This is a genomic window from Thauera sp. 27 (genome assembly GCF_000310125.2).
In the GTDB taxonomy this organism is placed as follows: domain Bacteria; phylum Pseudomonadota; class Gammaproteobacteria; order Burkholderiales; family Rhodocyclaceae; genus Thauera; species Thauera mechernichensis.
In genome coordinates this window covers 73,047-98,397 of record NZ_AMXB01000002.1, presented here as the reverse complement: position 1 = coordinate 98,397, position 25,351 = coordinate 73,047, and the positions used below count along the sequence as shown (strand labels likewise).

23 protein-coding genes and 6 tRNA genes are annotated in these 25,351 nt (G+C 63.5%); 27 read left to right on the top strand and 2 right to left on the bottom strand.

Annotation, left to right across the window (positions count from 1 at the left end):
- Positions 1–20 precede the first annotated feature (20 nt).
- The 14 genes from B447_RS01380 (at position 21) to B447_RS01315 (ending at position 10,022) form a co-directional block, all read left to right on the top strand.
- Entirely contained in the window at positions 21–1,766 is a 1,746-nt protein-coding gene (locus B447_RS01380; RefSeq protein WP_037982176.1) for a PHA/PHB synthase family protein, read from the top strand.
- Between the two features lie 108 nt (positions 1,767–1,874).
- Positions 1,875–2,615, top strand: coding sequence for an acetoacetyl-CoA reductase (gene phbB / locus B447_RS01375; RefSeq protein ID WP_002923756.1), 741 nt, complete (start codon positions 1,875–1,877; stop codon positions 2,613–2,615).
- 225 nt (positions 2,616–2,840) lie between these two features.
- Positions 2,841–3,581, top strand: a complete 741-nt coding sequence (locus B447_RS01370) for a beta-ketoacyl-ACP reductase (protein WP_002923757.1) — start codon at positions 2,841–2,843, stop codon at positions 3,579–3,581.
- A 125-nt stretch (positions 3,582–3,706) separates the two neighbouring features.
- The gene (phaR, locus tag B447_RS01365; RefSeq protein ID WP_002923758.1) at positions 3,707–4,303 is read left to right on the top strand and encodes a polyhydroxyalkanoate synthesis repressor PhaR; all 597 of its coding nucleotides are present in this window, start codon (positions 3,707–3,709) and stop codon (positions 4,301–4,303) included.
- Between the two features lie 75 nt (positions 4,304–4,378).
- Positions 4,379–5,710: a 30S ribosomal protein S12 methylthiotransferase RimO gene (rimO, locus tag B447_RS01360; protein ID WP_002923760.1), complete on the top strand. Its 1,332-nt coding sequence runs from the start codon at positions 4,379–4,381 to the stop codon at positions 5,708–5,710.
- Between the two features lie 36 nt (positions 5,711–5,746).
- Entirely contained in the window at positions 5,747–6,715 is a 969-nt protein-coding gene (gene rssA / locus B447_RS01355) for a patatin-like phospholipase RssA (RefSeq protein ID WP_002923761.1), read from the top strand.
- Between the two features lie 10 nt (positions 6,716–6,725).
- Positions 6,726–8,144, top strand: coding sequence for an FAD-binding oxidoreductase (locus B447_RS01350; RefSeq protein ID WP_002935772.1), 1,419 nt, complete (start codon positions 6,726–6,728; stop codon positions 8,142–8,144).
- Positions 8,145–8,239: 95 nt separating this feature from the next.
- Positions 8,240–8,315, top strand: a tRNA-Ala gene (locus B447_RS01345).
- A gap of 23 nt (positions 8,316–8,338) precedes the next feature.
- Positions 8,339–8,414 (top strand) — tRNA-Glu (locus B447_RS01340).
- A 59-nt stretch (positions 8,415–8,473) separates the two neighbouring features.
- Positions 8,474–8,550, top strand: a tRNA-Asp gene (locus tag B447_RS01335).
- A gap of 95 nt (positions 8,551–8,645) precedes the next feature.
- Positions 8,646–8,721: transfer RNA gene (locus B447_RS01330), tRNA-Ala, on the top strand.
- 27 nt (positions 8,722–8,748) lie between these two features.
- Positions 8,749–8,824: transfer RNA gene (locus tag B447_RS01325), tRNA-Glu, on the top strand.
- A gap of 66 nt (positions 8,825–8,890) precedes the next feature.
- Positions 8,891–8,967 (top strand) — tRNA-Asp (locus B447_RS01320).
- Between the two features lie 197 nt (positions 8,968–9,164).
- The gene (locus B447_RS01315) at positions 9,165–10,022 is read left to right on the top strand and encodes a 3-hydroxybutyryl-CoA dehydrogenase (RefSeq protein ID WP_002923764.1); all 858 of its coding nucleotides are present in this window, start codon (positions 9,165–9,167) and stop codon (positions 10,020–10,022) included.
- 102 nt (positions 10,023–10,124) lie between these two features.
- Here B447_RS01315 and rho read toward each other — a convergent pair whose 3' ends face one another.
- Entirely contained in the window at positions 10,125–11,390 is a 1,266-nt protein-coding gene (gene rho, locus B447_RS01310; RefSeq protein ID WP_157354431.1) for a transcription termination factor Rho, read from the bottom strand.
- Between the two features lie 172 nt (positions 11,391–11,562).
- Positions 11,563–11,889 (bottom strand): thioredoxin TrxA, encoded by a 327-nt coding sequence (gene trxA / locus B447_RS01305; protein ID WP_002923767.1) that lies wholly within the window; start codon positions 11,887–11,889, stop codon positions 11,563–11,565.
- A gap of 345 nt (positions 11,890–12,234) precedes the next feature.
- Between trxA and fdxA the strand changes: the two genes are divergently transcribed.
- The 13 genes from fdxA to asd all read left to right on the top strand — a co-directional run bounded on the left by fdxA (position 12,235) and on the right by asd (position 25,253).
- Positions 12,235–12,558 (top strand): ferredoxin FdxA, encoded by a 324-nt coding sequence (gene fdxA / locus B447_RS01300; RefSeq protein ID WP_002923768.1) that lies wholly within the window; start codon positions 12,235–12,237, stop codon positions 12,556–12,558.
- 98 nt (positions 12,559–12,656) lie between these two features.
- Positions 12,657–13,109, top strand: a complete 453-nt coding sequence (locus tag B447_RS01295; RefSeq protein WP_002923770.1) for a CBS domain-containing protein — start codon at positions 12,657–12,659, stop codon at positions 13,107–13,109.
- A 217-nt stretch (positions 13,110–13,326) separates the two neighbouring features.
- Complete coding sequence (locus tag B447_RS01290) at positions 13,327–14,991, top strand: long-chain-fatty-acid--CoA ligase (protein ID WP_002923771.1); 1,665 nt, start codon at positions 13,327–13,329, stop codon at positions 14,989–14,991.
- Positions 14,992–15,354: 363 nt separating this feature from the next.
- Positions 15,355–17,022, top strand: a complete 1,668-nt coding sequence (ilvB, locus tag B447_RS01285; protein WP_002935767.1) for an acetolactate synthase large subunit — start codon at positions 15,355–15,357, stop codon at positions 17,020–17,022.
- Positions 17,022–17,339, top strand: coding sequence for an acetolactate synthase small subunit (gene ilvN, locus B447_RS01280; protein WP_002923773.1), 318 nt, complete (start codon positions 17,022–17,024; stop codon positions 17,337–17,339). The genes ilvB and ilvN overlap by 1 nt, the downstream gene beginning before the upstream one ends.
- A 171-nt stretch (positions 17,340–17,510) precedes the next feature.
- Complete coding sequence (gene aroC, locus B447_RS01275) at positions 17,511–18,641, top strand: chorismate synthase (RefSeq protein WP_002935764.1); 1,131 nt, start codon at positions 17,511–17,513, stop codon at positions 18,639–18,641.
- Positions 18,642–18,668: 27 nt separating this feature from the next.
- Entirely contained in the window at positions 18,669–19,829 is a 1,161-nt protein-coding gene (locus B447_RS01270) for an MFS transporter (RefSeq protein WP_002935762.1), read from the top strand.
- 13 nt (positions 19,830–19,842) lie between these two features.
- Positions 19,843–20,658, top strand: a complete 816-nt coding sequence (locus tag B447_RS01265; RefSeq protein ID WP_002923776.1) for a M48 family metallopeptidase — start codon at positions 19,843–19,845, stop codon at positions 20,656–20,658.
- An 85-nt stretch (positions 20,659–20,743) separates the two neighbouring features.
- Complete coding sequence (leuC, locus tag B447_RS01260) at positions 20,744–22,153, top strand: 3-isopropylmalate dehydratase large subunit (protein WP_002923778.1); 1,410 nt, start codon at positions 20,744–20,746, stop codon at positions 22,151–22,153.
- A gap of 27 nt (positions 22,154–22,180) precedes the next feature.
- Complete coding sequence (locus B447_RS01255; RefSeq protein WP_002923779.1) at positions 22,181–22,312, top strand: entericidin A/B family lipoprotein; 132 nt, start codon at positions 22,181–22,183, stop codon at positions 22,310–22,312.
- Positions 22,312–22,950 (top strand): 3-isopropylmalate dehydratase small subunit, encoded by a 639-nt coding sequence (gene leuD, locus B447_RS01250; protein ID WP_002923781.1) that lies wholly within the window; start codon positions 22,312–22,314, stop codon positions 22,948–22,950. The genes B447_RS01255 and leuD overlap by 1 nt, the downstream gene beginning before the upstream one ends.
- 51 nt (positions 22,951–23,001) lie before the next feature.
- Positions 23,002–24,066, top strand: coding sequence for a 3-isopropylmalate dehydrogenase (gene leuB / locus B447_RS01245; protein WP_002935761.1), 1,065 nt, complete (start codon positions 23,002–23,004; stop codon positions 24,064–24,066).
- A 53-nt stretch (positions 24,067–24,119) separates the two neighbouring features.
- Entirely contained in the window at positions 24,120–25,253 is a 1,134-nt protein-coding gene (gene asd / locus B447_RS01240; RefSeq protein ID WP_002923783.1) for an aspartate-semialdehyde dehydrogenase, read from the top strand.
- Positions 25,254–25,351 lie beyond the last annotated feature (98 nt).

Genomic DNA, 25,351 nt, shown 5'->3' with positions numbered 1-25,351 from the left:
ACCAGCTTGGGGAGATGTGAATGTCGGATTCAGCGGGTAAGGGGACGCCGCCTGGCGTGCAGGCCATGTTCGAGGCGGGGCAGTCCATGGCGAAGAGCTTCTTCGACGCGCTGGCGCGACAGCATGCGGCAATGCAGGATTCCTCGGGCGTAGCGGCTCCCAAGCTGCCGCTGCCCGAGACGGAGGCCCTTGGCGCCATCCAGAAGGCCTACGCGGAGAAGCACGCCCAGCTGTGGTCGTCGATGCTTGCGCGCAAGGACGGCGAGCCTGCGCCGGCCGTTGTTCAGCCGCCGCCGGGCGACAGACGGTTTACCGCGCCGGAGTGGAGTGAGAGTCCGGTGTTCGACTACCTGCGCCAAGCCTACCTGCTCAACGCCGAGTTGCTCACCCAGGTTGCCGAGGCCATGCCGATCGCCGACGGCCGCGCGAAGTCGCGCATTCAGTTCCTGACCCGGCAGTACATCGATGCCTTGTCGCCGAGCAACTTTGCCGCGACCAATCCCGAGTTCATCAAGACCGCGCTTGAGACCAAGGGCGAGAGCATCACGCGTGGCGTGCAGAACCTGCTCGGCGACCTTGAGAAGGGGCGCATCTCGATGACCGATGACTCGGCCTTCGAGATCGGCCGTAACCTGGCACTGACGCCGGGCTCGGTGATTTTCGAGAACGAGCTCATGCAGCTCATCCAGTACGCCCCGCTGACCGAGAAGGTGGCGCAGGCGCCGCTGCTGATCGTGCCGCCCTGCATCAACAAGTTCTACATCATGGATCTGCAGCCGGAGAACTCCCTGGTTCGATTCGCGGTAGAGCAGGGCTTCACCGTGTTCCTGGTGTCTTGGCGGAACCCCCGTCCGGAGTCTGGCGGGCATTTCACTTGGGACGATTACCTGGAGAAGGGGCCGCTGGCTGCGCTGGATGTCGTGCGCGCGGTGACCCGCGTAAAGAAACCCAACGTGCTCGGTTTTTGCGTCGGCGGCACCATCCTGACCTCGGCGCTCGCGGTGGCGCGGGCGCGTGGTGAGGACCCGGTGGCGAGCCTCACTCTGATGACGACGCTGCTCGATTTTTCGGATGCGGGCGAGCTGGGCTGCCTGGTCGATGAGGCCGGCGTGGCCGCGCGCGAGGCAGCGATCGGCAAGGGCGGCGTGCTCAAGGGGCAGGAGTTGGCGAACGTGTTCTCCTTCCTGCGTGCCAACGATCTGGTCTGGCAGTACGTCGTCGGCAACTACCTCAAGGGCAACAAGCCTGCGGCCTTCGACCTGCTGTACTGGAATTCTGATTCGACCAACTTGCCCGGGCCTTTCCTGACCTGGTACTTGCGCAACATGTACCTCGAGAACAACCTGCGAGTGCCGGGCAAGCTCCGGATGCTGGGGCAGAAGGTCGATCTTGCCAAGGTGGATATGCCCGCCTACCTGCTTGCGGCACGCGAAGATCACATCGTGCCATGGAAGAGCGCCTACCTGGCGCGCAACCTGCTGGGCGGCGACACCACGTTCGTGCTCGGCGCGAGCGGGCATATCGCTGGTGCGATCAACCCGGCATCCAAGAACAAGCGCAGCTATTGGACCGCTGAAGGGCGGCCGACCGACCCTGATGAGTGGTTCGAAGGTGCGACAGAGCACAAGGGCAGTTGGTGGCTGAACTGGATCGAGTGGTTGCGTCCGCATGGCGGCAAGCAGGTTGCGGCGCGAGGGCGTCTCGGCAGCACGCGCTATGAGCCGATCGAGCCGGCTCCGGGACGCTACGTGAAGGAGCGTGCCTGATCCGTCTGTCTCGACCAGATTTGCGGCGACAGCGTTGGGGCGGGCGCTGTCGTCACGATTGAAGCCCGTCCGGCACACAAGAACCCCGTCTAGGGAGAGGAGAGAACAATGTCTAGAGTTGCACTGGTAACCGGTGGTATGGGTGGTCTGGGCGAGGCGATCTGCATCAAGCTCGCGGCGCTGGGCTACAAGGTTGTGACGACGCATTCGCCGGGTAACAGCAAGGCGGCAGAGTGGCTGCAGACCATGAACAACATGGGCTACGGCTTCAAGGCCTATCCCTGCGACGTTGCCGATTTCGATTCGGCCAAGGCTTGCGTGGAGCAGGTGACTCGGGAAGTGGGTCCGGTCGATGTGCTGGTGAACAATGCCGGTATCACCCGCGACATGACGTTCAAGAAGATGACCAAGGCGGACTGGGATGCGGTGATCAGCACCAACCTCGACTCGGTTTTCAACATGACCAAGCAGGTCATGGACGGCATGGTCGAGCGCAAGTGGGGGCGCGTCATCAACGTCTCCTCGGTCAACGGTCAGAAGGGGGCGTTCGGTCAAACCAACTATTCCGCTGCCAAGGCCGGCATGCACGGCTTCACGAAGGCGCTTGCGCTCGAGGTCGCACGTAACGGCGTGACCGTGAACACCATCTCGCCGGGCTACATCGGCACCAAGATGGTGATGGCCATCCCGCAGGAGATCCTCGACTCGAAGATCCTGCCGCAGATTCCCGTGTCGCGCCTTGGCAAGCCGGAAGAGATCGCCGGTCTGGTGGCCTACCTGTCGTCGGAAGAGGCGGCGTTCGTCACCGGCGCGAACATCTCGATCAACGGCGGTCAGCACATGTTCTGATTCCTGCCTGCAGGCTTGCCGAGCCGGCAGTGGAGCGCTCCTGAGGGGGCGCTTTTTTTTCGCCTCGATGCCGCGTTCTATTGCGTTGCAACAAGAGTTGTCAACAGTGTTTATAATGCGATCGCAAGGCAGTTGATGCGCTGCCGCAAGAAGCGCCGAATGTGGTCCAGGATCCGGTCTAGCCTGGAGCGTCGGCATCTAAAATTGCTCCTGAAGGATCTCAAGATGTCCCAGAAAATCGCTCTCGTCACTGGCGCCATGGGTGGTCTTGGCACCGCGATCTGTCAATCGCTGGCCAAGGATGGCATGAAGGTTGTCGCCAACTGCCTGCCTGGCTTCGACCAGAAGGAAGGCTGGCTGGCTGCCCAGCGCGACCTGGGTTTCGACTTCGTCGCGGCTGAGGGCGATGTCTCGGACTACGAGTCCTGCGCCGCCATGGTTGCCCGCATCGAGGCCGAGGTCGGCCCGATCGACGTGCTGGTCAACAACGCCGGTATCACCCGCGACAAGTTCTTCCCGAAGATGGAGAAGGGCCAGTGGGACGCGGTGATCAGCACCAACCTCAACAGCCTGTTCAACGTCACGCACCATGTGTCGGCCAAGATGGCTGAGCGTGGCTGGGGGCGCATCGTCAACATCTCCTCGGTGAACGGGGTCAAGGGCCAGGCCGGCCAGACCAACTATTCGGCAGCCAAGGCGGGTGTGCTCGGCTTCACCAAGGCGCTTGCCGCCGAGCTGGCGACCAAGGGCGTCACCGTGAATGCCGTCGCGCCGGGCTACATCGGCACCGACATGGTCATGGCCATTCGCGACGACATCCGCCAAGGCATCATCGACACCGTGCCGATGAAGCGCCTCGGTCGTCCGGACGAGATTGGCGATCTGTGCGCCTACCTCGCGTCGGACAAGGCAGCCTACATCACCGGCGCCACCATCAACATCAATGGCGGCTTGCACATGTGCTGATGGCTGCACTGCAGCATGCGTGAAATCACGAAACCCCGTCGAATGGCGGGGTTTCGTTTTCGCACCGCGATATAATCGATCCCGCAACCCAGAGCGGGACGGACCGCCGTCGAGGAGATGGAGAAATGCAGGAACAGCAGCGCCTGATCAAGAAGTACCCCAATCGTCGCCTGTACGACACGCGTACGAGTTCGTACATCACGCTTTCGGACGTCAAGGAGCTCGTGCTCAACAACGAGGAGTTCCAGGTCGTCGATGCGAAGACCGGCGAGGAGCTCACGCGCAGCATCCTGCTCCAGATCATTCTCGAGGAAGAGGCGGGCGGTGCGCCCATGTTCACCAGCGACCTGCTGGCGCACATGATCCGTTTCTACGGCAACGCCATGCAAGGCATGATGGGGAAGTACCTTGAAAGCAACATCAAGGCGTTCACCGAGATGCAGGGAAAGCTTCAGGACCAGGCGCGCGCGATCTATGGCGAGAACAGCCCGGTCGGTCAGGACCTGTGGGCGCAGTTCCTCAATTTCCAGGGCCCCGCGCTGCAGAGCATGATGGGCGCCTACGTCGACCAGTCGAAGAAGATGTTCGAGCAGATGCAGAGCCAGCTCGAGAGCCAGACGCGCAACATGTTCACCGGCTTCCAGTTCCCCAATTACGTCAAACCCGGCGACGAGCGCGCCGATGCGCCCGCCGCGACCGGCAAGGGCGACGCCCACAAGTGATGCCCTGACGCGAGCGGGGCGGCTGAACCTTTCTGCCACCCCCTCGTGCCGACCCCCGGACAGGTTTCCCCACGCATGACCACTTTCAAGACCCCGAACCTGCCGCGCGTCGGCTTCGTTTCCCTCGGCTGTCCGAAGGCGACCGTCGACTCCGAGCACATCCTCACCCGATTGCGCGCCGAGGGCTACAGCATCTCCGGCACCTATGACGACGCCGACCTGGTGGTGGTCAACACCTGTGGCTTCATCGATGCCGCGGTCGAGGAGTCGCTCGATGCCATCGGCGAGGCGCTGGCCGAGAACGGCAAGGTCATCGTCACCGGCTGCCTTGGCGCCAAGGACGATGTCGTGCTGGCGGCGCATCCCCAGGTGCTCGCGGTCACCGGGCCGCATGCTACCGAAGAGGTCATGCATGCGGTGCATAAGCACCTGCCCAAGCCTCATGACCCCTTCACGGATCTGGTGCCGCCGCAGGGCATTCGCCTGACGCCGCAGCATTACGCCTACCTCAAGATCTCCGAGGGCTGTAATCACCGGTGCACCTTCTGCATCATTCCGTCCATGCGTGGCGACCTGGTCAGCAGACCTATCCACGAGGTCATGCGCGAGGCCGAGGCGCTTGCCGATGCTGGCGTGAAGGAAATCCTCGTCATCTCCCAGGACACCTCCGCCTACGGTGTCGACGTCAAGTATCGGACCGGCTTCTGGGGTGGGCGGCCACTCAAGACCCGCCTTGTGGACCTGGCGCGTGCCCTGGGCGAGCTTGGCATCTGGATCCGCATGCACTACGTGTATCCGTACCCGAGCGTCGACGAGCTGATCCCGCTGATGGCCGAGGGCAAGATCCTGCCCTACCTCGACGTACCCTTCCAGCACGCCAGCCCGCGCATCCTGAAGGCGATGAAACGGCCCGCCAATGCCGAGAATGTGCTCGAGCGCGTGCGCAAGTGGCGCAGCATCTGTCCCGAACTCACTATTCGTTCGACCTTCATCACCGGTTTCCCCGGCGAGACCGAGGAAGATTTCGAGATGCTGCTCAACTTCCTTGAGGAGGCGCAGCTTGACCGCGTGGGGGCATTTGCCTATTCGCCGGTCGAGGGGGCCGCGGCAAACGAGCTGCCGGATGCCGTCCCGCACGAGGTACGCGAGGAGCGACGGGCGCGGCTGATGGACTTCCAGGAAGATATCTCCACGCAGCGCCTTGAGGCAAAGATCGACCGCGAGATGACCGTCCTTGTGGATGAGATCGAAGAGGATGGCGCGCTGGCGCGCTCGCCAGGTGACGCACCCGAGATCGACGGCCTGGTGATCATCCCCGATGCCGAAGGGCTGGAGCCGGGCGACTTCGTGCGAGTCCGCATCACGGATTGCGATGTCCATGACCTCTACGCCGAAAGGCTCGACTGACGGCGCGGCAAACGCGTTCGTCTCAGGAGCAGGGCCTTGACTCCTCCGGGGGCGTTCGCCCTGCCGCCGCAGCGTGATGGTGGCCACGAGCCGGTCATTGGCTTGGCGCTGGGCAGTGGTGCCGCGCGCGGGTGGGCGCATCTGGGGGTGCTGCGGGCGCTGGCCGAGGAGGGCATTGCGCCGCGCGTGATCAGCGGCTGCTCGATCGGCGCGCTCGTTGGTGCAGCTGCGGCTTCGGGCGACCTCGACAAGCTCACGCGCTGGGCCGAGACGCTGAAGTGGCAGGACGTCGTGTCCCTGCTCGACGTGTCGCTGCGTGGTGGCCTCATCAAGGGCCAGAAGCTGATCAGTTTCTTCGAGCGCAATTTCATCGATCGCGACTTCTCCGAGCTCGACGCACGCTTTGCCTGCGTGGCGACCGAGTTGGGCAGTGGCCGTGAAGTCTGGCTGCACGACGGCAGCGTGTCCGCAGCCGTGAGAGCATCGATTGCGTTGCCCGGGTTGATGACGCCGGTGATGTACCAGGGTCATCTGCTTGTGGATGGCGGGCTGGTCAACCCCGTGCCGGTGTCCTTGTGCAGGGCGATGGGTGCCGATGTGGTCATTGCGGTCGATCTGGGGTCGGATATGGTCGGGCGTGCGCTGCGCCGAACGGCTGCGGCGCCCGTGCCGATCGAGGAAACCGAGGCCGGCTGGACCGAGCGCCTGCTGGCCGGCCTGGGACTCTCGCGTGACGACATTGATGCCTTGTCGGCGGCAATCCCATTCGGTAGCGACAGTTCGCCTTCACTCGCTTCAGTGATCAGCTCCAGCATCAACATCATGCAGGTCCGGATCGCTCGTAGTCGCCTTGCAGGCGATCCTGCCGACGTGCTCATCTCGCCGCGCGTCGGCCAGCTCGGCCTGATGGACTACCATCGCGCCGATGAGGCAATTGCCGAAGGCGTCGCTGCCGTCGGCCGCGTGCGTACGGTGTTGCGCGAGCTCACCGGCAGGTCAGACTGAGGAGGCGGGCATGGCATCCCTGATCGAGCTCTTGCAAGGCATTGTGGGGGCGCCGAACGTCCTTACCGCGGCCGGTGACATGGCGCCGAGCCTTGCCGACTGGCGGGGGCGTTATCACGGCACCGCTCAGGCTGTCGTCCGGCCGGCCACCACCGCAGAACTCGCTGCCGTGGTGGCCACCTGCGCGCACGCGGGTGTGCCGATGGTGCCTCAGGGCGGCAACACCGGCCTGTGTGGTGGTGCCACGCCGCTCGCCGACGGGCGTGCGGTGGTGATCGGCATGGGGCGAATGAACCGTGTGCGCGCGCTCGATGTCGATAACGGCACGATCTGCGTCGAGGCCGGATGCACGCTTGCAAGCGTGCAGGGCGCTGCTGCCGCCGAAGATCTGCTGTTTCCGCTGTCACTGGCCTCTGAGGGTAGCTGCCAGATCGGCGGCAACCTGTCGACCAACGCTGGCGGCGTGCAGGTGTTGCGCTACGGCAACATGCGCGAGCTGGTGCTGGGGCTCGAGGTAGTGCTGCCTGACGGACGGATCTGGGACGGACTGCGTGGCCTGCGCAAGGACAACACTGGCTACGATCTCAAGCACCTGTTCGTAGGGGCGGAGGGTACGCTAGGCATCATTACCGCAGCAGTGCTCAAGCTGTTTCCGCTGCCGCGGGCTCGTGCCACCGCCTGGGTCGGGGTGCCCGATCCGCGCGCGGCCGTGCACCTGCTGAGGCTGATGCGCGACGCCTGCGGTGAGCGCGTGAGCGCGTTTGAGATCGTCGGTCGCAGCGCGCTTGAACTCGTACTCGCTCACATTCCCAGGACACGCGCCCCATTGGCTCGGGGCCACGACTGGGGCGTGCTGCTGGAGTTGACCGACCCGCAGCTCGATTCAGGGTTGGCGACCAAACTTGAGCAGGCGTTGGCGGTGGCGATGGCTCGTGGCCTGGTACTCGACGCCGTGCTTGCGACCTCCGAGGCGCAGGCGGCTGAGTTGTGGGTCTTGCGCGAGCAGATCTCCGAGGCACAGCGTCTGGAGGGAGTCAGCATCAAGCACGACATATCGGTGCCGGTCAGTCGCATACCGGAGTTTCTTGAGCGCATGAAGGCAGTGCTCGAGGCGCGCTACGCCGGTGTTCGTATCGTCGCCTTCGGCCATATCGGCGATGGCAACCTCCATTACAATCTGTCGCAACCCCTGGTCGAGGCCAACGCGGCCTTCATAGCGCGCACGGCTGAGATCAATCGCATCGTGCATGACGAGGTTGCAGCCCTTGGCGGGTCGATCTCCGCCGAGCATGGGCTTGGCCAACTCAAGCGCGATGAGATCCTGCGCTACAAGTCTGAGGTCGAACTCGACATGATGCGGGCGGTGAAGCGCGCGCTCGACCCACTGGGTTTGATGAATCCTGGCAAGGTCCTGCCGCTGCGTGCCTGAGCGAGAAGGGCGAGATGGGGGCAGGAATTGAAATTGTGTGACAAGGGGGTTTACAAGGTGGGGGCTAGTTCCTATAATGCGCGCTCTTCGGTGACGGGGGTATAGCTCAGCTGGGAGAGCGCTTGCATGGCATGCAAGAGGTCAGCGGTTCGATCCCGCTTACCTCCACCACAAAGAAGAATTGGTAGTACGCAGTCCCCATCGTCTAGAGGCCTAGGACACCGCCCTTTCACGGCGATAACCGGGGTTCGAATCCCCGTGGGGACGCCAGTCAAGGCGCCCAGCATTGAGCTGGGGGCAAAGCCGGCAAGGCCGGTGCAGGTTAGTGCGGAGTGGTAGTTCAGTCGGTTAGAATACCGGCCTGTCACGCCGGGGGTCGCGGGTTCGAGTCCCGTCCACTCCGCCAGTTTCAACAGAGCTTTGCTCTGATGTGCAGCGAAGGTGACAATTCGATGCACTTGCGGTGAGCTTGATCAGAAGCTATAATCGCCGACTTGTTGTGGGGGTATAGCTCAGCTGGGAGAGCGCTTGCATGGCATGCAAGAGGTCAGCGGTTCGATCCCGCTTACCTCCACCAAATGATTTTTGCAGTAGTAGGCTTGCAGTCCCCATCGTCTAGAGGCCTAGGACACCGCCCTTTCACGGCGATAACCGGGGTTCGAATCCCCGTGGGGACGCCAACATTGCAGCTTGGTCGTCGTAAAGATCAATCTGCAGCTTCGTGGAAACACGAAGTCGATCAGCGCGGAGTGGTAGTTCAGTCGGTTAGAATACCGGCCTGTCACGCCGGGGGTCGCGGGTTCGAGTCCCGTCCACTCCGCCACCAAAAAGCCCCGAGTCAGCTTTCTGACTCGGGGCTTTTTCCATTGGCCCATCTGTGCCCATCTCGCCTTTGCTTTCCTGGCTGGTGCTGGTGAGCAGAATCAGCTAAAGTTCATAACATACGCTACGGTATGGAAAAAGGGCGTGCCTGTGCGTCTGTCCGTGCGTGTCTTATAACCAGTCGGGAGAGCAAGTACGATGAGTATCACCAAGGTTGGTGTCGTTGGCGCGGGGACGATGGGCAATGGTATTGCCCAAGCTTTCGCGGTTGCAGGGATGGATGTGGTGATGATGGACGTGGCCGAGGCGCAGGTTAAGCGTGGCCTCGATACCATTGGCGCCAGTCTCGATCGCCTGGTGAAGAAGGAAAAGATGAGTGCCGAGCAGAAGGCTGCGGCAATGGCGCACATCGGCACGGCGACGGCGCTTTCCGCGTTGGCTGATTGCGACCTCGTCATCGAGGCTGCGACCGAGAACGTCAATCTCAAGCTCAAGATCTTCGCAGAGCTGGATGCGCTGACCAAGCCTGAGGCCATTCTCGCCAGCAACACTTCGTCGATCTCGATCACCCGCCTTGCTGCCAGCACGCAGCGGCCGGCCCAGGTCATCGGCATGCACTTCTTCAATCCGGTGCCGATGATGGCGCTGGTAGAGCTCATCAAGGGGCTGCAGACCTCCGATGCGACTTATGAAGCCGTCGAGGCGCTTGCGCAGTCGATCGGCAAGTCCCCGATCAAGGTGAAGAACAGCCCGGGTTTCGTTGTCAATCGCCTGTTGTGCCCGATGATCAACGAGGCAGTATTCGCGCTTGGCGAGGGGCTGGCGACTGCGGCAGAGATCGACGAGGCGATGAAGCTGGGCTGCAACCATCCGATCGGACCGCTCGCCCTGTGTGATCTCATCGGTCTCGATGTGGAACTGGCTGTGATGCAGGTGCTGTACGAGGGCACCAAGGATCCGAAGTATCGCCCGGCGCCGTTGTTGGTCGAGATGCTCGAGGCGGGCTATCTCGGGCGCAAGAGTGGAAAGGGCTTCTTCGACTACCCCGCGAAGTGATGCCCTCGGCGCTCCGGGGCGGAAGCCCTGGAGGAGCCGGCAGCGCCCAAATGCAAACGCCACCGTGAGGTGGCGTTTGTGTTGATGCAGAGGGCAAGTGAATCAGCCGCGGCCTGAGCGCATTGCGTCGAAGAACTCGGCGTTGCCCTTGGTGGCCTTGATCTTGTCGAGCAGGAATTCCATCGCGTCGATGTCATCCATGCCGTACAGGAGCTTGCGCAGGATCCAAACCTTCTGCAGCACGTCGGCCTTGAGCAGAAGCTCCTCGCGACGGGTGCCGGAACGGTTGACGTTGATCGCTGGATAGACCCGCTTCTCCGCCATGCGGCGGTCGAGGTGGAGCTCCATGTTGCCGGTGCCCTTGAACTCCTCGTAGATCACGTCGTCCATGCGGCTGCCGGTGTCGACCAGCGTGGTGGCGATGATGGTGAGCGAGCCGCCTTCCTCGATGTTGCGCGCGGCGCCGAAGAAGCGTTTGGGCTTCTGCAGTGCGTTGGCGTCCACGCCGCCGGTCAGTACCTTGCCCGAGGCCGGTTGCACCGTGTTGTACGCGCGTGCGAGGCGGGTGAGCGAGTCGAGCAGGATCACCACGTCGTACTTGTGCTCGGTCAGGCGCTTGGCCTTCTCGATCACCATCTCGGCGACCTGGACGTGACGGGTGGCGGGCTCGTCGAAGGTGGAGGCTACGACCTCGCCCTTCACCGAGCGCAGCATCTCGGTCACTTCCTCCGGGCGCTCGTCGATCAGCAGCACGATCAGCTTCACGTCCGGGTGGTTGGCCGTGATCGCATGCGCGATGTGCTGCAGCATCACCGTCTTGCCGCTCTTGGGTGGGGCCACGAGCAGGCCGCGCTGGCCCTTGCCGATCGGCGCGATCATGTCGATCACCCGGCTGGTGATGTTCTCCTCGCCACGGACCTCACGCTCGAGCTTCAGGCACTCCTGCGGGTGCAGGGGCGTGAGATTCTCGAACAGGATCTTGCTCTTGCACTCTTCCGGCGGGCGGCCGTTGATCTTGTCGAGCTTGGTGAGCGCGAAATAGCGCTCGCCGTCCTTGGGCGTGCGGATCTCACCCTCGATCGTGTCGCCGGTGCGCAGGTTGAAGCGCCGGATCTGCGATGGCGACACATAGATGTCGTCGGTCGCAGCGAGATACGAGGTGTCCGGGGAGCGCAGGAAGCCGAAGCCGTCAGGCAGCACTTCGAGTGCGCCATCGCCACAGATCGGTTCGCCCCTGCGGGCACGGTTGCGCAGCAGCGCGAACACGAGTTCCTGCTTGCGCAGTCTGTTTGCGCCCTCGACACCGGCGTCCGTTGCCATCTGCAGCAGTTCGCTGACATGCAGGGCCTTGAGTTCGGACAGGTGCAGAGCAGGCACGTCGGGATCGCGGGGCGTGGAGTTGCCTTCCTCGCCACCGTTGTCGACGTCGAACAGATCGTTGTCGTTCTGCTGATTCTGGGGGGGATTACCGTCTCGGTTACGCGAGCCACGGCGACGGGCACGCGAGGAGCCGCGAGAGCGGGCCGGAGCCTGGTCCGGCTTAGATGTTGCTGTCAATGAAGGCGGTCAGTTGAGATTTGGAAAGGGCGCCCACTTTGGTCGCCTCGACGTTGCCGCCCTTGAACAGCATCAGCGTCGGGATGCCCCGGATGCCGTACTTGGCCGGCGTTTCCTGGTTCTCGTCGATGTTGAGCTTGGCGATCTTGAGCTTGCCGGCGTAGTCCTTGGCGACGTCGTCGAGGATGGGCGCGATCATCTTGCAGGGGCCGCACCATTCGGCCCAGTAATCGACCAGCACCGGGGTCTGGGACTGCAGCACTTCGGACTCGAAGTTGCCGTCAGTCACATAGTGGATATGCTCGCTCATGATTCCTCACTTAAGGGCTAGCGGGTGTTGACGAAAGCCGATGACTTCGTTGTGTTGTGATGCTTGTATGGGGCTTGCTGCTGGACGCCGCGCTCGACGATTACCTCCCGAGCCGTTGTGCGGTAGGGGGGCTGGACTACGGGGCGCGGTTGGCGGAAGGGGAAGCCTTCCGGAAAGGAAGCTTGGCGAAACTTATGCGAAGGTTCGGCGGCCGTCAAGCGTGATTGATGGCTGACCAATAAACTGAGCGCCGAGGCGTGGCAAAAAAACAATGGGCTGGACTATATTCACGTCCTGCGCCTCGTCGATGGGTGGTCTGGGCGCCTGACAAACGGAGATCCTGCGATGACCTACGTCGTCACCGAAAGCTGCATTCGCTGCAAATATACCGACTGTGTGGACGTGTGTCCGGTCGATTGCTTCCGCGAGGGGCCCAACTTCCTCGTCATTGATCCCGAGGAGTGCATCGACTGTACGCTCTGCGTGGCCGAGTGCCCGGTGGAAGCGATCTATGCAGAGGACGATGTGCCTGCGGATCAGCAGCACTTCATTGCGCTGAATGCGGAGCTGTCCAGGCAGTGGAAGCCGATCGTCGAGCGCAAGGATCCCTTGCCCGATGCTGAGGACTGGGCGAAGGTCAAGGGCAAGCTCGACGAGCTTGTGCGCTGATTGCACCCAACGGGGCGCATGGCGGCTATGCGCTGCCGCATCGATGCACTAATATGGCGCAGACTTGACACTGAAACCGACGAGGTTCGGAGAACGACATGCTGGTGAGCGAGATCCTGGCGATCAAGGGCAAGGTGCTTTTCACCATTTCCCCGAAGAAGAGCATTGCAGAAGCCGTAGAGATCATGAACGAGCAGGACGTGGGCTCGCTTGTCGTGTTCTCGCGTGGCGAAATGGTGGGCATGCTGACCTTCCGTCAGGTCCTCCAGGCCGTGCAGAAGGGCGGCGCTGACTGGCAGGCGCTGTGCGTCGAGGACGTGATGTTGAGAGATCCGCTCGCTGCTTCGCCAAACATGGAGATGGACGAGCTCCGGCGCCTCATGGTCGAGCATCACCAGCGTTATCTGCCGGTCATGGAAGATCATACGCTGCTGGGTGTCGTCAGTTTTCATGATGTGGCCAAGGCGGTGCTCGAAGAGCAGAGCTTCGAGAACCGAATGCTCAAGAACTACATCAGGAACTGGCCTGAGGCCGAACAGGAGGAGCGCTGAACAGATGCTGGAGTAGCGACTCCGGCTTGTGGCGACCGTGTCGCCACGCCTCCGTGACGAATCTGTTTTCGTCCGATTGACGCCCAACCCAAAATAATCGGGCGCGATCAAGTTGGAATTGCGGGGCTGCCCTCACGGGCTGACCCGACGCCTCGGGAGGGCGGGGCCGAACGGCAATCATGCGGTTCGGCAGTTTCCAGCAACAGGAGGAGGTAGCGTGGAAAAAATCTGGCTGAAGAGCTATCCCGCGGGCGTACCGGCCGAAATTGACGTCGACCAGTTCCGCTCGCTCGGTGATCTGTTCGAGAAGAGCGTCGCGCAGTTTTCGCAGCGTGATGCCTTCTACTGCATGGGGAAGACGATCACCTATGCCGAACTCGACGCCCTGAGTGCGCGCTTCGGCGCTTTTCTTCAGGGGGAGTTGGGGCTCGCAAAGGGGGCTCGTGTCGCCCTGATGATGCCGAATGTGCTGCAGTACCCGGTAGCGCTCTATGGTGCGCTGAGAGCCGGCTACACAGTCGTCAATGTCAATCCTCTTTATACGGCGCGCGAGCTCGAGCACCAACTCAAGGATGCGGGCGTCGAGGCGATCGTGATCCTCGAGAACTTTGCCCATACGCTGCAGAGCGTCATCGGCAAGCTCTCCCTCCGTCATGTGGTCGTCACCAGTCTTGGCGAGCTGCTCGGCTTCCCGAAAGGGGCGATCGTCGACTTCGTCGTGCGCCGGATACGCAAGATGGTGCCTGCGTGGTCCTTGCCCGGCAGTGTCCGCTTCTCGGACGCGTTGCAGCGCGGTGCCCGCCATGCCTTGAAGCCGGTCGATGTGGGACATGAAGACATTGCCTTCTTGCAGTACACCGGCGGTACGACCGGCATGGCCAAGGGGGCGGTGCTGACGCATCGCAACATCATTGCCAACATGCAGCAGGCGCATGCGTGGATCAGGCCGGTGGTGCGCGAGGGCCAGGAGATCATCATCACCGCGCTGCCGCTGTATCACATCTTCTCGCTTACCGCGAACTGCCTGACCTTTTTCAAGGTGGGCGCGACGAACATCCTGATCACCAATCCGCGTGACATTCCGGGCTTCGTCAAGGAGCTTGCGAAGCATCGCTTCACGGCGATCACCGGCGTGAACACCTTGTTCAATGCCTTGCTGAACAACCCCGATTTTGCCAAGCTCGATTTCTCTTCGCTTCATGTGTCCCTGGGCGGAGGAATGGCGGTGCAGCAAGCGGTTGCCGAGCGCTGGAAGAAGGTGACCGGCGTGGCTTTGGTCGAGGCGTATGGGCTGACCGAGACGTCTCCGGCAGTTACGCTCAATCCGCTTGATCTCAAGGAGTTCAACCACGCGATCGGCTTGCCGATCTCGTCGACCGACATCAGTATCCGTGATGACGATGGGGTCGAGCAGCCAGTCGGGCAGCGTGGAGAGCTTTGCGTGCGTGGGCCTCAGGTCATGCGAGGTTACTGGAATCGCCCTGAAGAGACGGCGAGAGTATTCACGTCTGACGGCTATCTGCGCACGGGTGACATTGCGGTCATCGATGCAGCGGGTTTCATCACGCTGGTCGACCGCAAGAAGGACATGATCCTGGTCTCGGGCTTCAATGTGTATCCGAACGAAGTCGAGGATGTCGTTGCCAGTCATCCGGGCGTGCTCGAGGTGGCCGCTGTTGGTGTTCCCGACGAGCGCAGCGGCGAAGCAGTGAAGGTGTTCGTGGTGCGCAAGGACCCCGCGCTCACCGCCGAGGCGCTGATTGCGCATTGTCGCAAGGAGTTGACCGGCTACAAGGTGCCGCACCATGTCGAGTTCCGCGACGAACTGCCCAAGAGCAACGTGGGCAAGATCTTGCGCCGGGAGCTGCGTGGGGCTGCCTGATGGTTGCGTGCGCGTCGGGGCTGGTTGGGCTGGTTGGGCCGGCTTGATCAGTCCTCCCGCCAGGGCGCAGCGGGCTGCCAATCGAAAAAGTCTCTTGTGCAATGCGGCGATTAGTCATTAGAATCGGTCGCAGTCTGCAAAGAGACGTTCCGAGTTCAAGTCGATAATCCGTAATGACCCTGTCCGCCCGTTTCCTCGCTGTCGTCGTAGTACGCGTAGTAAGCGTAGGACAACGCGCGTCGTAACGGGACAGAACACTCCAGCAGCAAGATTCCAAACCCCCGTCGGCGCGCAAGGCCGGCGGGGGTTTTGTTTTTTTGGCTCGTCGGTCTGGCTGTCGAATCCGCAACGAAGGAGAGCAACATGATTCAACTTACCGGCGCGCAACTTATCGTGCGTCTTCTCGAGCGTCAGGGCGTGCGTACCGTCGCTGGCGTGCCAGGCGGCGCGATCCTGCCGTTCTACGACGCCTTGTCGTCCAGTGAGCTGATCCGTCACGTGCTTGCCCGCCACGAGCAGGGTGCGGGCTTCATGGCCCAGGGCATGGCACGCGTGAGCGGCGTGCCCCAGGTGTGCATCGCCTCCAGTGGCCCGGGTGCGACCAATCTGGTCACCGCCATCGCCGACGCTTGCCTGGACTCCATCCCGATGGTGGTCATCACCGGCCAGGTGCCGCAGGCCATGATCGGCACGGATGCGTTCCAGGAAGTGGATATCTATGGCATCACGGTGCCGATCACCAAGCACAACTTCCTTGTGCGTTCGGCACAAGAGTTGCTGGAGGTCGTCCCTGATGCCTTCCGCATTGCCATGTCCGGCCGTCCCGGTCCGGTGCTGATTGATGTGCCCAAGGACGTGCAGAACCAGCTCATCAGCATCGAGGAGCTGCCTCCGCCAGCGGTGCCCGACCCCACGCCCGCGCTCGACCTCGCTGCCATCGAAGAGGCAGCGCGCATGATCAACGGTGCGCAGCGGCCGGTGCTCTATCTCGGTGGCGGCGTGGTGCACTCGGGTGCGGCGCCGCTTGCGGTCCAGCTGGCCGAGCGCGCCGGGCTGCCGACCACGATGACCTTGATGGCTCTTGGCGCAATGCCGATGGATCACCACCTGTCGATCGGCATGCTCGGCATGCATGGCGCGCGCTACACCAATTTCGTGCTCGAGGAAGCCGATGTGCTGATCTGCGTCGGCGCCCGCTTCGACGATCGCGCGATTGGCAAGGCGGCGCAGTTCTGCCCGAGGGCCAGCATCGTTCATATCGATGTCGACCGCTCCGAGCTGCACAAGATCAAGAATGCCCATGTCGCCATCCATGCCGATGTGAATGTCGCCCTGGCGGCGCTTCTGCCGCGCATCGATCCGATCATCCGGGAGGCCTGGCTGTCGAAGGTCGCGGACCTGAAGACGCGCTTCCCGATGCAACTCCCCGGCATCGAGGATCCGCGCAGCCACTACGGGCTTATCCAGGCCGTGGCCGATGCGCTCGATGACGAGGCGGTGATCGCCACCGACGTCGGCCAGCACCAGATGTGGGTTGCGCAGGCCTATCCCTTCCGTCGTCCGCGCCAGTGGCTCACCTCTGGTGGCCTGGGCACGATGGGCTTCGGCATGCCGACGGCGATCGGTGCGGCGCTTGCCGAGCCGGAGCGCACCGTGGTGTGCTTCTCGGGCGATGGCAGCTTCAAGATGAACATCCAGGAGCTCGCGACGCTGGCCGAGGAAGGCCTGAACGTCAAGATCGTGCTCATGAACAACAATGCGCTCGGCCTGGTGTACCAGCAGCAGACGCTGTTCTACGGCAAGCGCCTGTTCGCCTCGAAGTACCGCACCGAGCCCGATTTCGTGAAGATCGCTGAAGGCTTCGGCGTGCCTGCGGTGGATCTGGACAAGGCCGAAGATCCGCGTATGGCGCTTGCCGAAGCCCTGCGTGCTCCGGGTCCGTGCCTGATCCATGCGACGATCGACCGCGAACAATTTGTCTATCCCATGGTGCCGCCCGGTGCGGCCAACACCGAGATGATCGGAGGCTGATGATGATCGAACAGGTTGCCGACCCGCTGCCGCAGACGAGCTGCGCCAAGGTCGTTCTCGAAATCGATGTGAACAACCACCCCGGGGTGATGAGCCACATCTGCAATCTATTTGCGCGCAGGGCGTTCAACGTCGAGGGCATCCTGTGCATGCCGGTATCGGACGGCAAGCGCTCGCGTATCTGGCTGCTGGTGTTCGACGACCAGCGCCTGGAGCAGATGGTGCGCCAGGTCGAGAAGCTCGAAGACGTGCTGGCGGTACGCCGGCACGGCGCCGAGCACGAGGTCTTCGAGCGTCTGGAGAGCTTCTTCCACTGATCGCCCGAGCGCCGGTGCGTGGCACCGCTGCGGTCATCGGCCCGGCGGCGCAGAGGGGATGGGCTTGCGTGCTAGACTCACGCCCCATCCCCTTTTCCATGATGCAACCAGTCGCGCTGCAGCCGTGGCCTCTGCGGTCAGGTGCGGCGCTTACGAGAGGCGAATCCTTCCATGTCCGGCAACACCTTCGGCACGCTCTTCACCGTCACGTCCTTTGGCGAATCGCATGGCCCGGCCATCGGCTGCGTGGTTGACGGGTGTCCGCCGGGGCTCGCGCTCAGCGAGGCCGATGTCCAGGCCGAACTCGATCGCCGCAAGCCGGGTACTTCGCGCCACGTTACTCAGCGCCGCGAGCCCGACACCGTGGAGATCCTGTCGGGTGTGTTCGAGGGCGTGACCACCGGCACGCCGATCGCGTTACTCATCCGCAACCAGGACCAGCGCAGCAAGGACTACGGCAACATCGCCGATACCTTCCGCCCCGGGCATGCGGACTATGCCTATCTGCAGAAATACGGCCTGCGCGATCACCGCGGCGGCGGACGTTCGTCGGCGCGTGAGACTGCGGTGCGCGTCGCGGCGGGCGCGATCGCGCGCAAGTGGCTGCAGGAACGCTACGGTATCGTCATCCGTGCCTGCATGACCGCGCTCGGGCCTATCGAGATTCCCTTCGTGTCCTGGGACGAGGTCGACGGCAATCCCTTCTTCGCTCCCAATGCCGCCATCGTGCCGCAACTCGAGGCCTACATGGACGAGCTGCGCAAGTCGGGCGATTCAATCGGTGCGCGCATCGATGTGGTCGCCAGCGGCGTGCCCGTGGGGTGGGGCGAGCCGGTCTACGGTCGCCTGGACGCCGACATCGCCTATGCGATGATGGGCATCAATGCCGTCAAGGGCGTCGAGATCGGCGCTGGCTTTGCCTCAGTCGCCCAGCGTGGCACCGAGCACGGTGACGAGATGACGCCCGAGGGCTTCCTGTCCAACCACGCCGGCGGCGTGCTGGGGGGCATCTCCACCGGCCAGGACATCGTCGCCAGCATCGCGATCAAGCCGACCTCGAGCATCCGCCTCGACCGCCGCTCCATCGACCGCGCCGGCAACCCGGTCATCGTCAATACGCACGGGCGCCACGATCCCTGTGTCGGTATCCGCGCCACGCCGATCGCCGAGTCGATGCTCGCGCTGGTCCTGATCGACCACGCGCTGCGACACCGCGCGCAGTGCGGCGACGTCAGTACCGACACGCCGCGGATTGCCGCACTCGCGCCCCAGGGGCACCAGCGCCTGCCTTCGCCGCGCTGACGCGCGGCTGTTGCGGACTTCGTCGGCATGGTCCCTTACTGGCGCCTGTCCGCCTACTATTTCTTCTACTTCGCCTTCGTCGGCGCGTTCTCGCCTTACTTCACGCTCTACCTGCAGTCGGTTAGCCTGTCGGCCACGGACATCGCCATCCTGATGTCGCTGACGCAGCTGATGCGGGTGCTGGCGCCGAACCTGTGGGGCTGGCTCGCCGAAAAGCTGGGCGCACGCGTTGCCATCGTGCGCCTGTCGGCGATCGCGGCACTGGCGGGGTTCGCTGGCTTCTTCCTCACCACCGAGTTCACCGGCCTGTTCGCGGCCATGGCGCTGATGGCCTTCTTCTGGAGCGCGGCGCTGCCGCTGGTGGAGGGCCTGACCTTCTCCCACCTCGGGACGGCCGCGCACCGCTACGGCAGCATCCGTGTGTGGGGATCGGTCGGCTTCATCGCAGCCGTGCTCGGGCTCGGCTACCTGCTCGACCATCTGCCGATCGACGCCGTGCTGTGGGTGACTGCAGCCATCCTCGCCGGCATCCTCGTGTGCGCTTTGGTGGTGCCGGAGGCTGCGCGGGCTCCCGAGCCGCGCGCGGCGGCCAGCATGGGCGAGACCCTGCGCCGGCCCGAAGTGCGTGCGCTGCTCGGCGCCTGTTTCCTGATGTCCGCTGCGCACGGCGCGCTCTACGTGTTCTACTCGATCTTCCTGGTCGAGCATGGCTATGACACATCCCTGGTGGGCTGGATGTGGACGCTGGGTGTGCTTGCCGAGATTGTCGTCTTCATGTTGATGCCGCGTCTGGTGCGCTACGTCCGGCTGCGAACGATCCTGCTCTTTGCCTTTGTCTGTGCGGTGCTGCGCTTTGCGATGATCGGCTGGGGGGCGGACAGCCTCGCTCTGCTGGTACTCGCCCAGCTGTTGCACGGTGCCACCTTCGGCGCCTACCACGCGGCAGCGATCGCCGTGGTGAACCTCTGGTTCCCGGGACGGCTCCAATCGCGTGGGCAGGCCTTGTACGGCAGCATCTCCTTCGGTGCCGGCGGCATGCTCGGTGGCCTGCTGAGCGGTTACACCTGGGAAACGCTGGGTGCGGCCTGGACCTATACGATGGGCTCGGTGTTCGCGTTGGCCGGCCTGGTCTGGCTGCTGGCTGGCTGGCGGGTAGCTGCCGATGCGGACGAAGGACGAGCGGGTTGAGGAGCTTGGAACGATGAAGGGACTTGTGAGGGGCGTTTTGCCCGTGGTCATCGTGGCGACGATGACGGTTGCGTGTCAGACGGTGCAAACCACGGGCGGCGGCGCCGTGGGTGTGCAACGCTCGCAAATGATGATGGTGTCCGCCAAGGAGGTCGAGCAGGCTTCGCGGCAGCAGTACCAGCAGATGCTTGCCGAGGCGCGGCAGAAGAATGCGCTCAATCGTGATCCGGCCATGGTCCAGCGCGTGCGCACCATCGTCGCACGACTGACTGCGCAGACGGGCGTGTTCCGCGCCGATGCGCCGGCGTGGCAGTGGGAGGTGAATGTGTTCTCCTCCAACGAGCTCAACGCCTGGTGCATGGCGGGCGGCAAGATGGCCATCTACACCGGTTTGATCGAGCGCTTGAGGCTGACTGATGACGAGATCGCCGCCGTGATGGGGCACGAGATCGCGCATGCGCTGCGCGAGCATTCCCGCGAGCAGGTGTCGAAATCGATGGCCACCGGGCTGGGGGTCTCAGTGGCTGGTGCCCTGCTTGGCGTCGGCCAGGTTGGGCAGGATCTGATGAGCACGGTGGCAAAAGTGACCTTCGAGCTCCCCAACTCGCGCGAGCATGAGATCGAGGCCGACCGAATCGGCGTCGAGCTTGCCGCGCGCGCGGGCTATGACCCGCGTGCCGCGGTGAGCTTGTGGAACAAGATGTCCACCCAGTCGGCAGGGGCGCCGCCGCAGTGGTTGTCGACCCACCCCTCGCACGCCAGTCGCCAGCGCGACCTGGCTGAGTACGCCGCCCGCGTCATGCCGCTGTACCAGGCTGCGCGGCGCTGAGCCCGATGGTGCTGAGTCGGGCGGCTGTTCAGTCTCGCAGCCTTTGTGAAATAATCGATATTTTTCTTGACGCGGAATCCCCGGGATGCAAGCTCAAACCTTGTACGAAAAGCTCTGGTCCAGTCACGTCGTCCATCAGGAGGCTGACGGTACGGCGCTGATCTACATCGATCGCCACCTTGTCCATGAGGTGACCAGCCCGCAGGCTTTCGAAGGCCTCAAGCTGGCCGGGCGCACGCCATGGCGGATCAGCTCGATCGTGGCCACGGCGGACCACAACACGCCGACCGACCATTGGGATCTGGGCATCCAGGATCCGGTGTCGCGCCAGCAGGTCGAGACGCTCGATGCCAACATTCGCGAGGTGGGCTCGCTTGCCTACTTCCCATTCAAGGACGAGCGCCAGGGCATCGTGCACGTGATCGGGCCCGAGAACGGCGCCACGCTGCCTGGCATGACCGTGGTGTGCGGCGACTCGCACACCTCCACGCATGGCGCTTTCGGCTGTCTGGCGCACGGCATCGGCACCTCCGAGGTGGAGCATGTCATGGCCACCCAATGCCTGCTGCAGAAGAAGTCGAAGACCATGCTGGTCAGGGTCGACGGCCAACTTGGCGCCGGTGTCACGGCCAAGGACGTGGTGCTCGCCATCATCGGCAAGATCGGCACGGCCGGTGGCACCGGCTACGCGATGGAGTTTGGCGGCAGTGCGATTCGTGCGCTGTCGATGGAAGGCCGCATGACGATCTGCAACATGGCGATCGAGGCGGGCGCGCGCGCCGGCATGGTCGGCGTGGACGAAACCACCATCGACTACCTCAAGGACCGTCCGTTCTCGCCCAAGGGCGAGGCCTGGGACAAGGCGGTCGATTACTGGCGCAGTCTGCACAGCGACGAGGGCGCGGAGTTCGACAAGGTCGTCGAGCTCAAGGCCGAGGACATCCTGCCGCAGGTGACCTGGGGTACCTCGCCCGAGATGGTCACCACAGTCGATGGCTGCGTGCCGGATCCCGCTGCGGTTGCAGACCCCGTACGCCGCGAGGGTGTCGAGCGCGCGCTCAAGTACATGGGGTTGGAGGCCAACACCCCGATCACCGAGATCAAGGTCGACCAGGTCTTCATCGGCTCTTGCACCAATTCGCGCATCGAGGATCTGCGCGAGGCCGCTGCGGTTGCCAAGGGGCGAACGAAGGCCGCCAACGTCAAGCGCGTGCTGGTGGTGCCGGGCTCCGGTCTGGTCAAGCGTCAGGCCGAAGCCGAGGGTTTGCACGAGGTCTTCCTCGCCGCTGGTTTCGAGTGGCGCGAGCCGGGCTGTTCGATGTGCCTGGCGATGAACGCCGACCGCCTCGAGCCGGGCGAGCGTTGTGCCTCGACCTCGAACCGTAACTTCGAGGGCCGCCAGGGCGCAGGCGGGCGCACCCATCTCGTGAGCCCGGCCATGGCCGCCGCCGCCGCGGTGACCGGCCACTTCACCGACGTGCGCACGCTCGCCTGAGCGCGCGCTTCCCGAGGAGCGTTTCCGATGAAGAGAACCATCGCAAGCCTCTGCGCCGCCGTGTTCGCCGTGCTTGCGCTCGGCGCCTGCAACACCGTGCAGGGCATCGGCAAGGACATCGAAAAGGGTGGCGAGGCCATCCAGAGGGCAGTCAAATAATGAAGCCGTTTACCACGCTCGACGGTCTGGTTGCGCCGCTCGACCGCGCCAACGTCGACACCGACGCGATCATCCCCAAGCAGTTCCTGAAGTCGATCAAGCGCAGCGGCTTCGGCCCCAACGCTTTCGACGAGTGGCGCTATCTCGATGTCGGCCAGCCCGGCCAGGACAACAGCAAGCGCCCGCTCAACCCCGACTTCGTGCTCAACCAGGCACGTTACACGGGCGCGCAGATCCTGCTCACGCGCGACAATTTCGGTTGCGGCAGTTCGCGCGAGCACGCCCCCTGGGCGCTCGAGGACTATGGCTTCCGCGTCCTGATCGGGCCGAGCTTCGCGGACATCTTCTTCAACAACAGCTTCAAGAACGGCCTGCTGCCGATCAAACTCGACGCCGCCGAGGTCGACGAGCTGTTCCGCCAGTGCGAGGCCGCAGAAGGGTATCGTCTTCGTGTCGATCTGGCCGCCCAGACGATCACCCGCCCGGATGGCAAGTCGATCGCCTTCGACATCGACCCCTTCCGCAAGGAATGCCTGCTCAACGGCTGGGACGACATCGGTCTGACCCTGCGTCATGCCGACAAGATCCGCGCCTTCGAAGACAAGCGCCGTACCGAACATCCCTATTACTTTGCCTGAGCGTGCGGCTTCGAAGCTGCAGCGCTTAGTGAAACCAAGGAAAACACTTCGATGAAGATTTGCGTGCTGCCGGGTGACGGCATCGGTCCCGAAATCATGGCGCAGGCCGTGCGCGTGCTGAAGGCGCTCGATCTCAAGATGGAGATGGAAGAGGCGCTGATCGGCGGTTGCGCGGTCGATGCCACCGGAAACCCCTATCCGGAAGCCACGCAAAAGCTCGCGCGCGCGGCCGATGCGCTGCTGCTCGGCGCAGTCGGTGGTCCGAAGTGGGATACGCTGCCGCGCGACCAGCGCCCGGAGCGCGGCCTGCTGGGCATCCGCAAGGACCTCGGGCTGTTCGCCAACCTGCGCCCGGCGATTCTGTACCCCGAACTCGCCAACGCCTCCTCGCTCAAGCCCGAGATCGTCGCTGGCCTGGACATCCTGATCGTGCGCGAGCTGACGGGCGACATCTACTTCGGCCAGCCGCGCGGCATCGAGGTGCGCGAGGTCGAGGGCACGCAGCAGCGCGTGGGCTGGAACACCATGATCTATGCCGAGTACGAGATCCGCCGCATCCTCAAGGTGGCCTTCGAGGCGGCGCAGAAGCGTGGCAAGCGCCTGTGCTCTGTCGACAAGATGAATGTGCTCGAGACGACACAGCTGTGGCGCGATATCGCCGAGGAGCTCGCCAAGGACTACCCGGACGTCGAGCTCAGCCACATGCTGGTCGACAACGCTGCCATGCAGCTCGTGCGTGCGCCCAAGCAATTCGACGTGATGGTCACCGGCAACATGTTCGGCGACATCCTGTCGGATGAAGCCTCGATGCTCACCGGCTCGATCGGCATGCTGCCCTCCGCCTCGCTCGACGCCAACAACAAGGGCCTGTACGAACCCTCGCACGGTTCCGCGCCGGATATCGCCGGCAAGGACCTTGCCAACCCGCTCGCCACCATCCTGTCGGCGGCGATGATGCTGCGCTATACCTTCAATCAGGAGGAGTCTGCCCGGCGAGTCGAGAGCGCGGTCAAGAAGGTGCTCGCCCAAGGTTATCGTACCGGCGACATCCATGAACCGGGTACGAAGCGGGTCGGCACGCGCGAGATGGGCGACGCGGTGCTCGCTGCGCTGTAAGCTGTTGCTTCGCGGTTGGATTTCAGAAAACGTCTTAGCTGAGAGTGATGAACATGAATCGAGTTGGTCTGGTTGGCTGGCGCGGCATGGTGGGTTCCGTGCTGATGCAGCGCATGGTGGAAGAGGGCGACTTCGCCTTCATCGAGCCGGTTTATTTCTCCACCTCCAACGCTGGCGGCAAGGCGCCGTCCTTCGGCGGCAAGGAGGCGGCTGCGCCGCTGCAGGACGCGACCGACATCGACGCGCTCAAGGCCTGCGACATCGTGATCACCTGCCAGGGCGGCGATTACACCAAGGACGTTTTCCCCAGGCTGCGCGCCACGGGCTGGAATGGCCACTGGATCGATGCGGCCTCCGCGCTGCGCATGAATGACGACGCGGTGATCATTCTCGACCCGGTCAACCGCAACGTCATCGATGCTGCACTTGCCAAGGGCGGGCGCAACTGGATCGGCGGTAACTGCACCGTGTCGTTGATGCTGATGGGCCTGGGCGGCCTGTTCAAGCATGGTCTGGTGGAGTGGATCTCGGCGATGACCTACCAGGCGGCCTCGGGTGCCGGCGCGCAGAACATGCGCGAACTCATCAGCCAGATGGGCACCATTCATGACTCGGTCAAGGATCTGCTCGCCGATCCGGCCTCGGCCATCCTCGAGATCGACCGCAAGGTCGCCGAGACCATGCGCTCGGACGCTTTCCCCAAGAAGAACTTCCGCAATACCCCGCTCGCCGGTAGCCTGATCCCCTGGATCGATGTACCGGTCGAGCATGGCCAGAGCAAGGAAGAGTGGAAGGGCGGCGCCGAGTGCAACAAGATCCTGGGCAACCCGGCCTTCCGCAGCCCGGGCTCGATCCCGATCGACGGCCTGTGCGTGCGCATCGGCGCGATGCGCTGCCATTCGCAGGCACTGACCATCAAGCTCAAGAAGGACGTGCCGCTCGACGAGATCACCGACATCATCGCGGGTGCCAACCCGTGGGTGAAGGTGGTGCCCAACGATCGCGAGACCACCGAGCGCGAGCTCACCCCGACCGCCGTCACCGGTACGCTGGGCATTCCGGTCGGCCGCCTGCACAAGATGGCGATGGGGCCCGAGTACCTTGGCGCCTTCACCGTTGGCGACCAGTTGCTGTGGGGCGCGGCAGAGCCGCTGCGCCGCATGCTGCGCATCCTGCTCGAGCGTTAAGATTTGCTCGTCAGTGACGTTAAGAAAGGGGGCGCTTGCCCCCTTTTTGTTTGTGAGGGGGCGCGGGAATGAGGTATTCGGTCACGTCTGTTTCGTCG

What these genes read in the sequence shown, in the direction of transcription:
- B447_RS01380 (WP_037982176.1), top strand. Translation starts at nt 21, where the DNA reads ATGTCGGATTCAGCGGGTAAGGGGACGCCGCCTGGCGTGCAGGCCATG.
- phbB (WP_002923756.1), top strand. Translation starts at nt 1,875, where the DNA reads ATGTCTAGAGTTGCACTGGTAACCGGTGGTATGGGTGGTCTGGGCGAG.
- B447_RS01370 (WP_002923757.1), top strand. Translation starts at nt 2,841, where the DNA reads ATGTCCCAGAAAATCGCTCTCGTCACTGGCGCCATGGGTGGTCTTGGC.
- phaR (WP_002923758.1), top strand. Translation starts at nt 3,707, where the DNA reads ATGCAGGAACAGCAGCGCCTGATCAAGAAGTACCCCAATCGTCGCCTG.
- rimO (WP_002923760.1), top strand. Translation starts at nt 4,379, where the DNA reads ATGACCACTTTCAAGACCCCGAACCTGCCGCGCGTCGGCTTCGTTTCC.
- B447_RS01350 (WP_002935772.1), top strand. Translation starts at nt 6,726, where the DNA reads ATGGCATCCCTGATCGAGCTCTTGCAAGGCATTGTGGGGGCGCCGAAC.
- B447_RS01315 (WP_002923764.1), top strand. Translation starts at nt 9,165, where the DNA reads ATGAGTATCACCAAGGTTGGTGTCGTTGGCGCGGGGACGATGGGCAAT.
- trxA (WP_002923767.1), bottom strand. Translation starts at nt 11,889, where the DNA reads ATGAGCGAGCATATCCACTATGTGACTGACGGCAACTTCGAGTCCGAA.
- fdxA (WP_002923768.1), top strand. Translation starts at nt 12,235, where the DNA reads ATGACCTACGTCGTCACCGAAAGCTGCATTCGCTGCAAATATACCGAC.
- B447_RS01295 (WP_002923770.1), top strand. Translation starts at nt 12,657, where the DNA reads ATGCTGGTGAGCGAGATCCTGGCGATCAAGGGCAAGGTGCTTTTCACC.
- ilvB (WP_002935767.1), top strand. Translation starts at nt 15,355, where the DNA reads ATGATTCAACTTACCGGCGCGCAACTTATCGTGCGTCTTCTCGAGCGT.
- ilvN (WP_002923773.1), top strand. Translation starts at nt 17,022, where the DNA reads ATGATGATCGAACAGGTTGCCGACCCGCTGCCGCAGACGAGCTGCGCC.
- aroC (WP_002935764.1), top strand. Translation starts at nt 17,511, where the DNA reads ATGTCCGGCAACACCTTCGGCACGCTCTTCACCGTCACGTCCTTTGGC.
- B447_RS01270 (WP_002935762.1), top strand. Translation starts at nt 18,669, where the DNA reads ATGGTCCCTTACTGGCGCCTGTCCGCCTACTATTTCTTCTACTTCGCC.
- B447_RS01265 (WP_002923776.1), top strand. Translation starts at nt 19,843, where the DNA reads ATGAAGGGACTTGTGAGGGGCGTTTTGCCCGTGGTCATCGTGGCGACG.
- leuC (WP_002923778.1), top strand. Translation starts at nt 20,744, where the DNA reads ATGCAAGCTCAAACCTTGTACGAAAAGCTCTGGTCCAGTCACGTCGTC.
- B447_RS01255 (WP_002923779.1), top strand. Translation starts at nt 22,181, where the DNA reads ATGAAGAGAACCATCGCAAGCCTCTGCGCCGCCGTGTTCGCCGTGCTT.
- leuD (WP_002923781.1), top strand. Translation starts at nt 22,312, where the DNA reads ATGAAGCCGTTTACCACGCTCGACGGTCTGGTTGCGCCGCTCGACCGC.
- leuB (WP_002935761.1), top strand. Translation starts at nt 23,002, where the DNA reads ATGAAGATTTGCGTGCTGCCGGGTGACGGCATCGGTCCCGAAATCATG.
- asd (WP_002923783.1), top strand. Translation starts at nt 24,120, where the DNA reads ATGAATCGAGTTGGTCTGGTTGGCTGGCGCGGCATGGTGGGTTCCGTG.